Below are 15373 nucleotides of genomic sequence, written 5' to 3' on the forward strand. Positions count from 1 at the left end.
TTGGTCATTAAACTAATTCTACCCGTTATGGGTTATTTTTTTAATTTATGTTGCACTTGAATTGTAAATTCTCAATACGATTAAAGAAGTTAGCCAGATTATGGGCTTGAGCGCCTACACACTTCGTTATTACGAGAAGATTGGCCTTTTGTCCTTTGTTAAACGCGACCAAAATGGTATTCGTCATTTTAGCACCAGCGACCTCTTGACGCTCAACACCATCTACCGACTCAAAGAAACGGGGATGTCCTTATCAGAAATCAAGCATTATCTCAAACTGGTTTCAGAAGGAATTGACTCAGTCAGTGAACGCAAGGTGATCATGGAGCAACACCGTGAGAAGATCAAGCAACAGATGGAAGAACTACGGAAAGCACTCGTCACCATCGATGCAAAGGTTAAATACTACCAGACGGCTGAAAAGGAAGGTTCACTGGGGGTATGCCATGATGAGCGCGATGAATTTGTACAGAAGATTTTAAATAATCAGCTCTAACCAATTTCTTCGGTTATTGGCCAAAAAATTCCACGAATTTTCTCGTGGGATTTTTTTATTTTTCTCCTTGTCTTAGAGTATGCTCTAATATTTATACTTCAAACCAAGTTGGTGGTCAGAATGATTGCTTTTATTAATGCAAGTCAAAATCAAGATGGCAACACAGCACGGATTGCTAAAGGTATCTGGTAAGATTGGTGGAATCAATAGCAAGAACGGCCTATAAACCAGATGGCAATGGCCGCGTGAAACATGCCTGAGCCCTCAGTCTTTCCATCTAATCAGCAAAGTAGGGGAAGCTTTTCATGAGGCAAGCGTAAATATTCTGCTCGAAAGTATTTAATGTATGATAAAGATTAAACCTTGACAATCTAAAATTAGAATGTTTTAATAATAAAAAATTTGAAAGGAAGAGTGATCCATGAATCGATCGATGTTAAAGATGACTAACGGCGACTTTAGCTTTGCTGACTTTATATAGCGTCCGTGCTGTGAGGTGCGGACGGGGGCGTTCGCACCAGCAGCAAAGTTGTCTTTAACATTGACTTTGCTAGGTGCTTTCAATCTAGCAAAGCGGATCTTCTTAAAAATCTCCTTAAGAATAGAAGCGCTAATTAGATTGAGAAACGTCTCAGTCGAGTTAGCGCTTTTTGCTTAGCAGGAGGAGAGAAAATGACAGTAGCAGTAAGAAAAAACAAAGTGATAAGCCGCAACGTGTTGGCAGTTCTTCTTGCGCAATGCGCGTCCACACACTAGGTCCTCAACAAACTGATAGTTATGCGGCCGCCAAAAAGTACCTTAGTACCAAGATGATTGCCGCGCAGATTATTTTGCACCCTTCTTTCGAAGCCATCTACCGACACTTGGCAGAGTGGGCCGGTGACTATATGATTGTGCCGGCAGCTTTTGCAAGCGCAAGCCACGAAAGCTGGGGCCAGCTGCATTATCGTCATCTTGCGGAACTAAGGCTGGTTGACAGCATCATTACCGAATTGGACCCCCTCGTTTTATGTGCGAAAAATAATCCGGATAAAATGGTTGCTTATACTCACCCGGCGACGGAACAGCTTTTAAGGGACAACCTTCCCGAAAAAGCGACGATCAGATTAAGCCCCAGCAAATTTCAAGCCTATCAAAGTTTTTTAGCCGATGGGGCGTATACTTTAACCAGTCAAAAATTAGTGGCGGCGGAGCCAAAAATCCAAATTATCAAAACTTTTCCCGCCGCAATGTTATGGAGTATCTACCAGATCGGAGGACAATAATGGACGGTAAATATAATTTAGTTTACCTAAAGGACCTAACCGGCCAGGCCCTGGATCCCTACGTACGTCTCAGTGAGGGTCAGCTGTTTCACGCTCAACAACCAAAGCCGGGCTTGTTCATCGCCGAAAGCCCAAAAGTGATCGAACGGGCGTTACGTGCGGGCTACCGACCGGCTTCCCTGCTGGTGGAGGAACGGTTTTTAGACCGTGATTTAGCAGATTTGGATCGCGAAATGACGGCAAACCAGACCCAGGGCCTCGGCCAAACGCCGATTTACGTCGTGACCAGCGACTTGATCCGCCAATTGGCCGGCTACAACCTTTTGCGGGGAGCGCTGGCCGCGATGTACCGAGTTCGACGGCCCAGCCTTGCCCGCTTTTTAGCGACCCTGCCAATTGAATGGCCGCGGATTGCGGTATTGGAGAACGTGGTCAACCCTGCTAACGTTGGCGCGATTTTTCGCTCGGCAGCCGCCTTGGGTATCGATGGAGTGGTCATTACGACGGATTCCGCGGATCCCCTTTACCGGCGAGCGTCGCGGGCGGCGATGGGAACGGTCTTCCAGGTTCCTTGGACCTATCTCGATGCCAAGGTCTGGCGGGCCAAAGGAATTGAGTTGCTCCATCAATTTGGCTACCAAACGGCCGCGATGGCCTTACGCCATAACACCATCAGTATCGATGATCCTCGCTTAGGAAAGGTCGCCAAATTAGCGATCATCCTGGGTTCGGAAGGCCCTGGATTGCGGCCAACGACGATTTTAAAAAGTGACTTTACGATCAAAATCCCGATGACACCGGGGGTTGATTCGTTAAACGTTGCTGCTGCCTCAGCTCTCGCGTTCTGGGAGTTAGGCAGGCGAAAATAAAAAAATCCGAACCGTGTTTTGGTAGCGACCAAGTTACGGTTCGAATTTGTTCATAGAGCATTTAATGGCGGCGTTGCCACGAAATCTGCATAATCAGGTTGCCGAGTAGAATCAGGGCTCCGCCGATCACTAGGTTTAACGATAATTGGTCGTAGCCGGCAATGATGGAAATGACGGTCGCAAAAAAGGACTCAGTCATCAAAATCAGGCTAGCCGATGTCGCGTCAGTGTATCGTTGGGCATAGATTTGTAGGCCCCGGGCTGCGTAAGTGATGATGATGGCGATGATCGCCAGGGGAATCAGAGCTTGGAGCCAGTTGATGTGGCTAAAGGTCTGGCGTTCGGTGAGGAGGGCCAGTGGCGTTCCGCAGATGACCTGAACAACCCCGATCAGGAAGATGATCACCCAGGGACTGGATGCGTGGCTGGCATATTTGGCAAAGATGATGATCTGCAGGGCCCAGAAGAAGGCTGACAGGAAAGTGATCAAGTCCCCGCGCTCGAGGGTCCAATGGGTGCTGGTGATTCCCGTGAGAACGGCCATGCCGATGAGTGAGAGGGGAACTGCCAGGATGATCTTGCGTTGGGGCCGTTCACGCCAAAAGAGCCACAGCAAAAAGGGAGTCAAGATCACGTAGGTGACGGTGATGAAGGAGCTTTTTGCCGGCGTGGTTTGCCGCAGGCCGAGGGTGCGCAAATAGTAGCCACAAAAGTTGACGAGACCGACTGACAGCCCCACTCGTAGGTCAAAGGGGGTCATTCGCCGCAATTGGGGGAAAAAGAGCAGGGCCCCGCCGAGAACGCACATGACACCACGAACGGCGTTAATCGTTCCGGAATGCATGCCGGCAGTGACGACCATTTTGTTGAAGATGTAGGTGCTGCCCCAGAGAACGGTGACGAAAAGAAGAACGAGGTTGGCAAGCGGTTTGGAAAGTTTCATGAGTTACTCCTAATTCAGCGGCAGGTGTTTAAAATTACGATCACCGAGCCGACAGAAATTTTCTTTTAATTTTAAGTCTTTCAGATTGGGAAAGCAATGGTGTATCAGCCGGACTCAGGTGCTTGATTGATCACTTGACTGACTAAATCTGTTCTTGACATTGGCAAGTGAAACTGACAAAATTCAAGATGTAGATATAAGTATGCCGGTTCAGGAATCGGGGTCATCGACTGTAAGCCCCGGCGAGTGCAGAAACCCTCCTACGATTTAACAATTAAAAAGAACGATAAAAGTGTAAAGGAAGTCTTTGAACGGGGATGGTACCGCCATGATTGGTGCCCCGGCCAAGGACTTTTTTTGTTAGAAAGGGGTTTGCGAATGAAGGATCACCAAGCAAGAATTGTTGTCAAAATCGGGACGAGCAGCCTGGTCCTGCCAAACGGTCAAATTAATTTGCGCACGATCGACCAGCTGGCTTTTGTCATGGCCACTCTCAATAGCCAGGGTTACGAACTGATCTTGGTCTCATCAGGTGCGATGGGGGCTGGGCTGGCCAGCCTTGGCCTGAAACAACGGCCTGTTGAGATTGCCCAGCAGCAAGCATTGGCGGCAATCGGGCAGACGGCTCTGATGCGGCTTTACTCCCAGCGTTTTCTCGATTACCAGACCCACGTGGCGCAACTGTTGTTGACCCGTGACGTATTGGAATATTCGGTAAGCCACCAGCACATCTTGAACACGATCAGCACTTTATTTGGTGATAATATCATCCCGATCGTCAACGAAAACGACCCGGTCTCGGTTGATGAGCTGGATCACCATACTAGCTTTAGCGATAATGACGAGCTGTCGGCCCAAGTAGCGACGGCCATCGGAGCGCAGAAATTGATTATCTTGTCGGACATCGACGCGCTCTATGATAAGGACCCCCACAAATATGACGATGCCCGCCCAATTAACCACGTTAAGACAATGACGCCGGACATTGAATCCGCAGCGTCCGGTACGAGCACCCGTTTCGGGACCGGGGGGATGATCACTAAACTCCGAGCTGCGGCGATGATGATGAAGGCTGGCAAGCAGATGATTTTGTGTAACGGTCGCGACCCTAAGGTCCTCTTTAAGATTTTTGCCGGTGACACTGTCGGCACGGTCTTTGGCAAATAGGAGGTAATGATGATGGATGAAACGCTAATCAACATTGGCAAACGAGCTCAGGCGGCCGAACGGCAACTGGCGCTGCTATCGACACGGCAGAAAAACGCGGCTCTCCGGGCGATGGCAGCGGCCCTGCTGGCTAAGCAAGATGACATCCTTGCAGCTAACCATGAGGACATGATCCAGGCAACGGCAATGCCGAAAAAGTTCACGGACCGTCTGTTGATCAATCCCCAGCGGATCCACGATATGGCGGCCGGCCTGGAAACAATCGCCGACTTGCCTGATCCGACGGCCCAGATCGATCGCGGCTGGGTGACGGCAGATGGCCTTCAGATTTTGCAGCGGCGGGTCCCTCTCGGGGTCATCGGCATCATTTTTGAAGCGCGACCGAACGTTACCGCGGACGCAACCGGGCTGACCTTCAAGAGCGGCAACGCGGTGATTCTGCGGGGCGGCAAGGAAGCCCTGCGGACTAACATTGCGATTGCGACCATCCTCCGGCAGGCACTAGCCGATCAGAATTTGCCAAAGGATGCTGTCCAAATGATTACCGACACGAGTCATGCAGTCGCAGCGGACATGATGAAACTAAATGATTACATCGACGTTCTGATTCCGCGTGGCGGACGGGGGCTCATCCAACGGGTGGTCCAAAGTGCTACCGTCCCGGTGATTGAAACTGGCGCCGGCAACTGCCATGTCTACGTGGATAAGGACGCGGAATTAGCCATGGCGGAGAAGATTGTCGTTAACGCGAAGGTTCAACGCCCGTCGGTTTGCAACGCCGCCGAGAAGCTCCTGATTCACCAGGATGTTGCTGACCAGTACCTGCCCGTCCTGGCCAAAGATTTGTTTGAACACGGGGTGGAATTGCGTGGTGACGCAGCGGCTTGCCAAATTGTCCCGGCGATGCACCCGGCGGACGCGACTGACTGGGACACGGAATACAACGACCTGATCATGGCCGTGAAGGTGGTCCCATCACTGGAGCAGGCCATTGACCACATCAACCGGCACAGCACCCACCATTCCGAAGTCATCATCACCGACGACCTCAACCGTGGTCGCTATTTCCAGCGGGCAATCGACTCAGCTTGTGTCTACGTTAATGCGTCGACGCGTTTCACGGACGGAGGCATGTTTGGTTTTGGCGCCGAGATCGGCATCAGCACTCAGAAATTGCATGCCCGGGGACCGATGGGACTTCAACAGCTGACGACGATGAAATACGAAATTACTGGTAACGGTCAGGTGCGGCAATAAATAGGAAAGGAAGTTTTATTTATGACTAAAGTAACGGTAGTAGGTGTCGGTAGTATGGGGGGCGCGATCGTCAAGGGACTGCTGGCAACCGGCCAGTTTAAGGTTAGTGCCATGAATCCGGTCAACTCGCGCGTCAGCAAGCTGGCGGACCAGCTGGGCTTTTCCCTCGTAAATGAAGCCTCCGCAATTGCTGCGGGCGAGCCTGATGTCGTTATCCTGACCACTCCGGCCCCGGTGACGGTCGATGTTGCCCGGCAATTGACGAACCTGCCGGCACAGACGATCATCATTTCTGCTGCTGCAGGCGTTTCTCATGATCAGCTCCAAGCGGCCCTGCCTGGCCATCCCATTGCGAACATCATCCCCAACACGCCAGTGGCCGTTAATGCCGGAACAATCGGTCTCGCCCTTCCGCATGACACAACAGCCGGGGTCAAAGCCCAGATTATGACGGTTCTACAGGCCCTCGGCGACGTGATTACCGTCCCGGAAAGTCAGTTAGCTATTCTCGGCGTCATCGGTGGGTGCGGCCCGGCCTTCGTCGATGTCATGATGGATGCCATGAGTGATGCGGCAGTCAAGCACGGGATGAAGCGGCAGACGGCCTACCAGGTGATTGCCAGCATGGTTAAGGGAACCGGTAGTCTCGCGTATGCTTCTCAGCTGGCACCGGCTCTCCTCCGTGACCAGGTGACTTCCCCGGCTGGGACGACGATTAAGGGGGTTGAAGCCCTGGAAAAGGCCGGTTTCCGCTTTGCGGTAATGGATGCCGTTAATAAGGCCAACGGCGAAGACTAGAGCGGAGGTAAGAAATAATGAATTTGCTTTTCACAATTGTGGTGGTTGTCGTCATCTTGATATTGCTGGCGGGGACGATCACGATTATTCCCCAGAATTACCAAGGATTGGTAGAAACTTTCGGTAAGTACACCCGGTCGGTTGCGGCCGGCTTGAACTTCAAAATTCCACTGGTTCAGCGGGTTCAAAAGGTTTCGCTGGCTCTCCAGCCGCTCGCCTTGCAACGTTACTCGGTGATCACTAAGGATAACGCCGACGTCCAGGTCAGCGTGACCCTCAATTACCAGGTTGCCGATGCGCAAAAGTACTTCTACAACAACACCAATTCGGAAGAGAGTATGAGCCAGCTCGTTCGTGGCCATTTGCGTGACATTATCGGCCGGATGTCACTGGACCAAGCACTTGGCCAGACCGCCCAGATCAACAAGGAACTCTTTGATGCGGTCGACGGGCTGACGGGGGTGTTCGGGATCAAGATCATCCGGGTCAACATCGATGAGCTGGACCCTTCCAAGGAAATTCAGGAAGCAATGGACCAGCAGCTGACGGCGGACCGGAAGAAGCGGGCCCAGATTGCTCAAGCGGAAGGAGAAGCCAAAAACATTGAGCTGACCAACAACGCCCAGAACCAGGCCCTGATCAATACGGCAAAAGCCCAAGCGACCGCCAAGAAGACCGCTGCTGATGCGGAAGCCTACCGGATTCAAAAAGTTCAAGCGGCCCTTGCCGATGCTGATAACAACTACTTCAAAAACCAATCCTTGCAGACCTTTGCCCACTTAGCCGACGGAAATGACAACTTGGTGGTAATGGACCGCAATGAGATTGATCAGTTGGGTGATGTTCCCGTTGCTAAAAAATTGCTGGGATTAGACGATCCGGCGTCGGCAGTAAGTAAAAAGCCAACTGATAACTAGGAAGTGGCGGCGAATGCCTGAATGACTCAACGTTGACTTACTATGGACTTTGCCGGCAAGCAAAAAGCGCCAGCACTCCACAAAGGGGGGTGTTGGCGTTTTTTGATTATCCTAAGTAGTCCTTAATAATCTGTTGGATTTGGGCATTGTCAGTGGCTTTGCCAATTGTGATCCGCAGACCGTGTGGTTCGAGTTCCCGCCGGACTTGGAACCCCTTTTGCAAAAGGCGGTCAGCTAAGTCGTTAGGATCATCGACATAAAAGTAGATGAAGTTGGCTTGGCTTGGGAAGTACTTGAGACCCGTATTTTGCAAAAATGACTCCCACTTGTCCCGTTCGGCAGCGTTTTTGGCGACCACCATGTCGACAAATGCTTGATCATCTAGCGCGATACTAGCGGCGCGTTGGGAAATCGAGTTGAGGTTGTAGGGAAGGCGAATGGTTTGCAAATAGCCTGCCAACTTGGCTGAGAGGACGATGAATCCTACCCGAAAGTTGGCCAGACCGTAAACCTTTGAGAAGGTGCGCATGATCCCGACATTATCGAATTCTTTCAATAATGGTAGGGCTGATGCAGGTTGGGCGGCCGTCACAAATTGGATGTAGGCTTCATCAATTAAGACGAGGACGTCAGCTGGTACTTGTTTTATAAACTGACGGAGTTCATTGATGGTTTCATATTGACCAGTCGGGTTGTTAGGGTTGCAGAGCCAGATTAGCCGTGTCTGCTTGGTGATTTGATTTAAAATTTGGTCGTAGTCGTACTTGCCAGTATTAGGATTAACCGGGACACTGACGACCTGGGCACCTTCGATGGCAGCGTTTAGCGCGTATTCTGAAAATGTCGGACGGGGGACGATCACCTCGTCGCCGGGTTGGAGGAAGACGCGTGAGAGGTAGGTGATGATTTCGTCAAGGCCCACTCCGAAGACAATCTCATTTTCGGCGACCTTTAATTGCTGCGCTACTTTGGTCCGCAGTTCCTGGGCATAGCCGTCGGGGTAGTAATTTTCCTGGCGGAAGTCGAACTCGTTTAGGGCTGCGACGACCTTGGGCGAGGGACCATAGGGATTTTCATTAGCCGATAAGCGGACGACGCGGTCGATTCCGTATTTTTCCTTGATCTTGGCTAATGGTTCTTCGGGGACATAGCTCTGGAGTTTTTTAATCGTTTCTTTCATTTAGTTTGCCCCCTATAGTTTTTCAATTGGCCGCCGTTCCTTTAGCTTGCTCATCTTGCCTTCGCGGGAAGCTAATTCTTCTTTGATTTTGGCAAAGGGAACGCCCTGTTCAACGAGCAGGACCATCAGGTGGTAGAGAAGGTCGGCCGTCTCGTATTGCAGTTCAGACTTGTCGGGATTTTTAGCGGCGACAACCACTTCGGTGCTCTCTTCACCGACTTTTTTGAGGATCTTATCGAGGCCCTTGGTAAAGAGGTAGTCGGTGTAAGAGCCCTTAATCGGGTTCTTTTGACGATCTAGGATCAGGTTGTAGAGTTCTTCGAGGTTTTGTTGTTCAGTCATAATAATTATCCTTTCTGTTGAAAAGCGACTTGGTTGAAGAAACAGCTATAATGGCCGGTGTGACAGGCTGGCCCGGCTGGGTCGACGATGGCTAAGAGGGTGTCGTTGTCACAATCGAGGATCATCTTTTTAACGGTCTGGGTATTACCGCTAGTTGCGCCCTTGTGCCATAGTTCCTGGCGCGACCGGGACCAAAACCAGGTTTGCCCTGTCTGGCAGGTTAAACGGTAACTTTCCTGGTTCATCCGGGCAACCATCAGGACATCCTTGGTCTTGGCATCCACCACGACCGTTGTGAGGAGGCCGCCCATTTTACTAAAATCTGGTTTCATAATCTGACCGGCACCCCCTTATTTGCGAGTGCTTGTTTGACGTTATTAATGGTTAATTCTTTGAAGTGGAAGATGGAGGCTGCTAGGGCTCCGGTGACGTTTGTCTGCTGGTAGAGCTGGGTGAAATCAGTGATGGTGCCGGCACCTCCAGAAGCGATGATCGGCACGTCAACTGCTTGACCGAGTTGCTGATAAAGGTGGAGGTCAAAGCCACTCTTCGTCCCGTCCTTGTCCATCGACGTGACGAGCAGTTCCCCGGCTCCCAGTTGGACAACCCGTTGAGCCCAATCGATAGCTGATAAAGCAGTTGCCTGCTGGCCGCCATGGGTGAAGACCCGGTATTGCTGGCTGGCAGGATCAAAGCTGACATCGATGGCCACAACGATCGCTTGACTGCCAAACTTGGCAGCACCCTGGCGAATCAAGGTGGGGTTGGCAACGGCGGCAGAGTTGATGGCAATTTTGTCAGCACCGGCCTGCAAGAGCTTTTCCATCGCGGCGACAGAATGAATACCGCCACCGACGGTCAGTGGCATAAATACTTGTTGAGAAACCTTTTCGACAACGTCCGCCATCGTCGCACGCCGTTCATTGGTGGTAGTGATGTCGAGAAAGACCAGTTCATCAGCTCCCTGCCGTTCATATTCGGCAGCAATCGCGACGGGATCACCGACGTCGACGAGGTTGATAAAGTTGACGCCCTTTTTGACGCGGCCATTGTCCACGTCGAGACAGGGAATGATGCGTTTAGCTAGCATTGGTATTCACCTCCGCAATTTCAGCGAGTGTCAGTGTTCCTTCATACAGTGACTTGCCCACTACCATATCCTTGATGCCAGCTGCTTGCAGTTGCTGGATGTCCGCCATATTGCGAATTCCACCAGAAGCGATGATGTTGGCTTGGGGGAATTCCTGCTGAAGGGACTGGAGGAGCTCGATGTTGGGCCCCTGCATGGTTCCGTCACGGGCAACATCGGTCACGATGAAGTTTTTGGCTCCGGCCGGGACCATCTCGGCGATCAGTCGTGACATCGGAACCGTTGACTGAGTTAGCCAGCCGGCAGTTGCCACCTGACCTTCTCGGCCGTCGACACCGATGACGATTTGATCGGTGCCGAATTCTTGAAGGACTTGTTTAGTAAATTGGGGATTATCGATGGCAGCAGAACCAAGGATGACGCGGTCGATTCCGGATCGGAGATAGGTTTCGATGGTGGCGTGACTGCGGATGCCGCCGCCAACCTCGATTTGCCCGGAAAAGGCTTGGCGAATTGCCTTAATCGTAGTTAGGTTTTGTGGGGAACCATCCTTGGCCCCATCGAGGTCGATGAGGTGAAGGCGATTAACCCCAGCGGTGTTTAGTTGCCGTGCTTGCTGAACCGGTGTTGGGGAGACGAGGGTTTCCTGGTTGAACTGTCCCTGATAAAGGCGAACGCTATTGCCATTTTGTAAATCAATTGCTGGCCAAATCATGAGCTTGCACCTCCTTCATGAATGCTTTTAGCAGGTTGAGACCGACTTTGCCGCTTTTTTCGGGGTGGAATTGCATCCCGTAGACGTTGCCCCGTTGGACGATGGCGGGCACCTGGACACCGTAGTCAACACTTGCGACGACGTATTTAGCAGGGCATTCCGCATAGTAGGAGTGGACGAAATAGGTATAGCAACCATCGATGTCCCGAAAAATACTGTCGTCTTGCTGAAGTCGGTTTTGATTCCAGCCGACCTGGGGAACTTGAAGATCAGCTTGTTGTGGCAGCCGGATGACTTGGCCAGGAATCAGCCCTAAACCAGGCGTTACCCCGAATTCTGTGGATGAAGCAAAGAGCATCTGCATGCCGAGGCAAATTCCTAAAAACGGGGTACCACGCTTGACGGTATCTTTGATGAGGGGAACTAGTTGCTGTTGATTAAGCCGGTCCATTGCCGACCGGAAAGCACCAACTCCGGGAAGGATAATGCCGTCCGCTTTTTGAATGCTGGCAGGATCAGCGGTCAGTTGGACATCGGCTCCGACGTAACGGCAGGCTTTGAGAACGTTAAAGACGTTGCCTACCCCGTAATCAATTACTGCGATCAATTAAATCACGCCCTTTGTTGAGTTGACGCCTTGAATTGCGGGATTGATGGTGATGGCCTGCCGCATTGCCCGCCCGGTGGCCTTGAAAAGGGCCTCGATTTGGTGGTGGGTGTTCCGGCCGTACACAACGTTAGCATGAAGGTTCATGTGGTTATTGAAAGCGAAGGCCTGGAAGAAATCTTCGGTGACTTCAGTTTCATAAATTCCCAACCGTGGATTTGCCAAGTCCGCGTTGAAAACTAGGTAGGAACGCCCGCTGAGGTCAACGGTCACCTGGGCAAGGGTTTCGTCCATTGGAACAAAGGCATTGCCATAGCGTTCGATCAGTACTTTATTGCCAAGGGCCTTGGCAAAACATTGGCCGAGGACAATTCCCGTATCTTCAACGGTGTGGTGGACGTCAACGTCTAAGTCACCTTTCGCTTTGACGACTAAGCCGAAGCGGCCGTGCTTAGCGAAGAGGGTTAGCATGTGGTTAAAAAAGCCGACACCGGTATCGATGGCGATGCCAATTTGCTGGTCGATGTTGAGTTCGACGGTGATGTCAGTTTCCCCGGTTTGCCGGGTGATTTTAGCTGTTCGCATAACTAGACCTCCTTTGGAAAGCGGGCTTCGACGGCCCGAGCGTGGGCTTCCAACCCTTCCGTCCTGGCGAGAGTTGTGATGGCTTTTAAGTCCGCCCGCAATGATGAACGGTCAAATTGAGTAAATTGGGTTCGCTTCACGAAGTCGTAAACCCCCAAGGGCGAAGAAAACTTAGCAGTTCCACCAGTCGGCAGGATGTGGTTGGGACCAGCTACGTAGTCGCCCAGCGGTTCGGAGGCGTAGCGGCCAAGGAAGACGGATCCGGCATTTTTCATGGCCCCTAGGTACTGGGAAGCGTTTGGCAGTTGGATTTCCAAGTGTTCTGGAGCGACTTCGTTCATCAGTTCAAACATATCGGGGATACTATCCATCACAGCGATAAAACTGCGGTTGTTGATTGACGCTTCTGCAATTTCCTTCCGCGGGAGGGTGGCCAGCTGCTTTTGAACTTCTTGATCAACTGCCTTAGCGAAGGATAATTGATTGGTAATCAACATCGCCCGGGCACGCTTGTCGTGTTCGGCTTGTGACAGGAGGTCGGCCGCAATTTCCGAGACGTTGGCGCTATCATTGGCGAGAATCCCAATTTCAGATGGCCCCGCAACCATGTCAATGGAAACTTTGCCAAAGACTTGTTTTTTGGCGGTTGCGACGAAGATGTTGCCGGGGCCGATGATCTTGTCCACTTTCGGAATGGATTCTGTTCCGTAGGCGAGGGCAGCAACGGCTTGGGCACCACCAATTTGGTAAATAGTTGAAACGCCAGCCATTTGAGCGGCAGCCAGTACGGCGGGACTAATGCCTTCTTTTTGCGGTGGGGTGACCATCACGATCTCTTTAACCCCGGCGATTTTGGCGGGGATGGTGCTCATCATGATGGTTGATGGATAGGCGGCGGTACCGCCAGGGACGTAGAGCCCAACCCGCTTCAGGGGCGTCAATTTTTGACCGCAGATAATGCCAGGAACTGCGGCGTCAACAAAGCCTTGCTCGACTTCCATTTGGTGGAAACTGGTGATATTGCGTTTAGCTAGTTCTAATGCGGCCCGGAGGTCTGGGCTAATTTGCTTTACCGCGGCGTCGATTTTTGCTTGGGGAACCTGGAAAGTGGTCAAATCAACCTTGTCGAACTTCTTTTCGTACTGCCAGAGAGCCTGGTCGCCATTTTGGCGGGCGTTGCTGATTATGTCGGCAACGGTTTGTTCAATTTTCAGATCAGTCGTTTGCTGGGTGTAGTCGGCAACGATTTTCTTCATTTCAGCTAATGGTTTTTGGTAAATTTTCATATTTAAGGCCTGCTTTCTAGTTGATTTGTTGGGCTAACATATCGGTAAAATTAAAGATTTCATTTTTCTTTTGTTTCAGGGAGACGGGATTGGCAACCAGTCGGGTAGAAACACGGTCGAGGTAGTCGTGAATTACTAGGTGGTTTTCACGGAGGGTAGTGCCGGTTTCGGTAATGTCAACGATCGCATCAGCTAAGCCGATCAGCGGTGCTAACTCGACTGAACCTTGGATCTTGATAATTTCCACATCCTCGCCCTTCTTGGAAAAGTAGCGGCGGGCGACGCGGGGGTACTTTGTACCGATTACCTTTCGCTTGGGATTATTCAAGTCATAATTAGCGGTCGAAGCGAGAATGAACTGGCACTGGCCGGTTTTGAGGTCCAGCAGTTCATTTGCTTCACTATCTTCTTCCATCAGGATGTCGCTACCGACGATGCCGAGATCAACAACGCCATTGTTGAGGTAGGTGATCGCGTCAGGCCCCTTGATGAAAATGAACTGGTATTTGTCACCGAGGTTGATGATCAATTTTCGTTTTTTATTAATCAACGGCGTGCAATCGATCCCGCATTTTTCTAAGAGCGGGATAAATTTTTGCTCAACCCGGCCTTTTGTTAGGGCAATTTTTAGCATTCACTCATCTCCAATGACGATTAATTCCATTTGTGATTGTTGAGCTTCCTTTTTGGCACCGGCGAGGTTGCTTGCGATAGCTAGTGAGTAGTTGGGGTGCTGGCGGATGAGTTGGAGTGCTCGCTCAAAGTGTTGCTGGTCGCTGTAAACCAGTTTGTTTTTGTGGCTGGTTTGCAAAGGGCTGAGCTGTGATAAGAGATCCACGTTGATCCCCAGGCCAATCGCTGCAACAGCTTTTTTCTGGAAATTGGCGAGCAAGTTATCGTAACGGCCGCCGCTGATGACGTAATCACTGGACTGACTGGTGTAGCCTTTAAAAATGACGCCGGTGTAGTATTTTTGGGGAACAGAGGTGCTTAGATCAATGATGACTTGCTGCTTTGGAAAGTTGCGATGGACAAATCCAGAAAGTGCGGTGAGCTCTTTAATAATCGGTTGAGCGACATCGGGGATTGGCAACTGGGCGAGCTCGTTTTTGATTTCATCTGCGGTCCCGAACAATCGTGGCCAACGTTCTAAAAACGGATATATTGCCCTGTCTTTAAACGGAGCGACCAGTTCTTGGTAGCGGGGGAAATTTTTATTGAAAAGAGCCTGGGCGATGGCTTCTTTGCTATTCTGATCAGTTGTGACTGTCGCAAGCACTTGATTCACCAAGCGGGCGTTGCCCAGCTCGATCGTTAGCTGATTGTCCAGGAACTGTTGGCTGATCCACTGGATGACGAGGAGGCATTCGATTTCGGCTTTTAAGGAATCGAAGCCAACCAGTTCGAGTCCAGCTTGCGTAATTTCATTTCGTTGCCCGGAAAGCTGCCGACCAATTGAGAGCTGTTCACCGAGGTAGTAGAACTTGCGAGGAAGGGGCAGGTTGTTGTTGGCCGCGGGCCACCGGCAAGGTAAGGTCCGGCCTGATAACTAGTGATTGACCATCACCATCAGTTAATTTGTACATCTGGTCCTTTAGCTCGTAGTCTTGAAAAAGCGCCTCCCGTTCTAGCAACGGGGTGCTGATCCGCGTGTAGCCTTTTTTACTGAATTGCTTTAAAAGCTGGTGGCTGAGAACGTCCTCGCGTTGGGCGATCGGCCCCACATCGTCACGTAAGCCATTGGGTAATTTGATTTTTTGCAATTTCTCAGCCTCCTGTTCCGACGAATTGTCAAACTAAGTGCAACGGTTCTTCAAAAAATATCTCAAACGGTGTTTGATAGTTTAATATTTTTC

Annotated in this window: 17 protein-coding genes and 1 pseudogene; 7 read left to right on the top strand and 11 right to left on the bottom strand. The window is 51.0% G+C overall.

Features of this window, described 5'->3' with window-relative positions:
* The first annotated feature begins 79 nt into the window (after nucleotides 1-79).
* From QOR82_RS07105 to QOR82_RS07115, 3 genes are all read left to right on the top strand, one after another.
* On the top strand, nucleotides 80-496 hold the full coding sequence (locus QOR82_RS07105) for a MerR family transcriptional regulator (protein WP_283584101.1): 417 nt from the start codon (nucleotides 80-82) through the stop codon (nucleotides 494-496).
* Nucleotides 497-1233: 737 nt separating this feature from the next.
* Nucleotides 1234-1761: a type 2 periplasmic-binding domain-containing protein gene (locus QOR82_RS07110; protein ID WP_283584086.1), complete on the top strand. Its 528-nt coding sequence runs from the start codon at nucleotides 1234-1236 to the stop codon at nucleotides 1759-1761.
* Complete coding sequence (locus QOR82_RS07115; protein ID WP_283584087.1) at nucleotides 1761-2630, top strand: TrmH family RNA methyltransferase; 870 nt, start codon at nucleotides 1761-1763, stop codon at nucleotides 2628-2630. Before QOR82_RS07110 ends, QOR82_RS07115 begins: the two co-directional genes overlap by 1 nt.
* A 61-nt stretch (nucleotides 2631-2691) precedes the next feature.
* Here the strand turns inward: QOR82_RS07115 and QOR82_RS07120 are convergent, their stop codons facing one another.
* Nucleotides 2692-3573, bottom strand: a complete 882-nt coding sequence (locus tag QOR82_RS07120) for a DMT family transporter (RefSeq protein ID WP_283584088.1) — start codon at nucleotides 3571-3573, stop codon at nucleotides 2692-2694.
* A 378-nt stretch (nucleotides 3574-3951) separates the two neighbouring features.
* Between QOR82_RS07120 and proB the strand changes: the two genes are divergently transcribed.
* From proB to QOR82_RS07140, 4 genes are read left to right on the top strand one after another with little or no spacing between them, the layout of a single operon-like run.
* Nucleotides 3952-4740, top strand: coding sequence for a glutamate 5-kinase (gene proB / locus QOR82_RS07125; protein WP_283584089.1), 789 nt, complete (start codon nucleotides 3952-3954; stop codon nucleotides 4738-4740).
* 12 nt (nucleotides 4741-4752) lie between these two features.
* A complete protein-coding gene (locus QOR82_RS07130; protein ID WP_283584102.1) occupies nucleotides 4753-5997 on the top strand; it encodes a glutamate-5-semialdehyde dehydrogenase in 1245 nt (414 codons plus the stop codon).
* Nucleotides 5998-6018: 21 nt separating this feature from the next.
* A complete protein-coding gene (gene proC, locus QOR82_RS07135) occupies nucleotides 6019-6795 on the top strand; it encodes a pyrroline-5-carboxylate reductase (RefSeq protein ID WP_283584090.1) in 777 nt (258 codons plus the stop codon).
* Between the two features lie 17 nt (nucleotides 6796-6812).
* Nucleotides 6813-7712, top strand: a complete 900-nt coding sequence (locus QOR82_RS07140) for an SPFH domain-containing protein (RefSeq protein ID WP_283584091.1) — start codon at nucleotides 6813-6815, stop codon at nucleotides 7710-7712.
* A 106-nt stretch (nucleotides 7713-7818) separates the two neighbouring features.
* Here the strand turns inward: QOR82_RS07140 and hisC are convergent, their stop codons facing one another.
* From hisC to QOR82_RS07190, 10 genes and pseudogenes are all read right to left on the bottom strand, one after another.
* A complete protein-coding gene (gene hisC / locus QOR82_RS07145; protein ID WP_283584092.1) occupies nucleotides 7819-8892 on the bottom strand; it encodes a histidinol-phosphate transaminase in 1074 nt (357 codons plus the stop codon).
* Nucleotides 8893-8904: 12 nt separating this feature from the next.
* A complete protein-coding gene (hisE, locus tag QOR82_RS07150) occupies nucleotides 8905-9234 on the bottom strand; it encodes a phosphoribosyl-ATP diphosphatase (RefSeq protein WP_283584093.1) in 330 nt (109 codons plus the stop codon).
* Between the two features lie 5 nt (nucleotides 9235-9239).
* Nucleotides 9240-9566: a phosphoribosyl-AMP cyclohydrolase gene (hisI, locus tag QOR82_RS07155; protein ID WP_283584094.1), complete on the bottom strand. Its 327-nt coding sequence runs from the start codon at nucleotides 9564-9566 to the stop codon at nucleotides 9240-9242.
* Nucleotides 9563-10324, bottom strand: coding sequence for an imidazole glycerol phosphate synthase subunit HisF (gene hisF / locus QOR82_RS07160; protein ID WP_283584095.1), 762 nt, complete (start codon nucleotides 10322-10324; stop codon nucleotides 9563-9565). The genes hisI and hisF overlap by 4 nt, the downstream gene beginning before the upstream one ends.
* Nucleotides 10314-11039 carry a 1-(5-phosphoribosyl)-5-[(5-phosphoribosylamino)methylideneamino]imidazole-4-carboxamide isomerase gene (gene hisA, locus QOR82_RS07165; RefSeq protein ID WP_283584096.1) on the bottom strand — a complete coding sequence of 242 codons (726 nt, stop codon included), beginning with the start codon at nucleotides 11037-11039 and terminating at the stop codon, nucleotides 10314-10316. The genes hisF and hisA overlap by 11 nt, the downstream gene beginning before the upstream one ends.
* A complete protein-coding gene (gene hisH, locus QOR82_RS07170) occupies nucleotides 11020-11646 on the bottom strand; it encodes an imidazole glycerol phosphate synthase subunit HisH (RefSeq protein ID WP_283584097.1) in 627 nt (208 codons plus the stop codon). The genes hisA and hisH overlap by 20 nt, the downstream gene beginning before the upstream one ends.
* Entirely contained in the window at nucleotides 11647-12231 is a 585-nt protein-coding gene (hisB, locus tag QOR82_RS07175; RefSeq protein ID WP_283584098.1) for an imidazoleglycerol-phosphate dehydratase HisB, read from the bottom strand.
* A gap of 2 nt (nucleotides 12232-12233) precedes the next feature.
* Nucleotides 12234-13517 carry a histidinol dehydrogenase gene (hisD, locus tag QOR82_RS07180; protein WP_283584099.1) on the bottom strand — a complete coding sequence of 428 codons (1284 nt, stop codon included), beginning with the start codon at nucleotides 13515-13517 and terminating at the stop codon, nucleotides 12234-12236.
* A gap of 16 nt (nucleotides 13518-13533) precedes the next feature.
* Complete coding sequence (gene hisG, locus QOR82_RS07185; RefSeq protein ID WP_283584100.1) at nucleotides 13534-14151, bottom strand: ATP phosphoribosyltransferase; 618 nt, start codon at nucleotides 14149-14151, stop codon at nucleotides 13534-13536.
* Nucleotides 14152-15241: pseudogene (locus tag QOR82_RS07190) on the bottom strand (ATP phosphoribosyltransferase regulatory subunit).
* Nucleotides 15242-15373 lie beyond the last annotated feature (132 nt).

Source organism: Limosilactobacillus difficilis, assembly GCF_947387495.1.
Lineage (GTDB): Bacteria > Bacillota > Bacilli > Lactobacillales > Lactobacillaceae > Limosilactobacillus > Limosilactobacillus difficilis.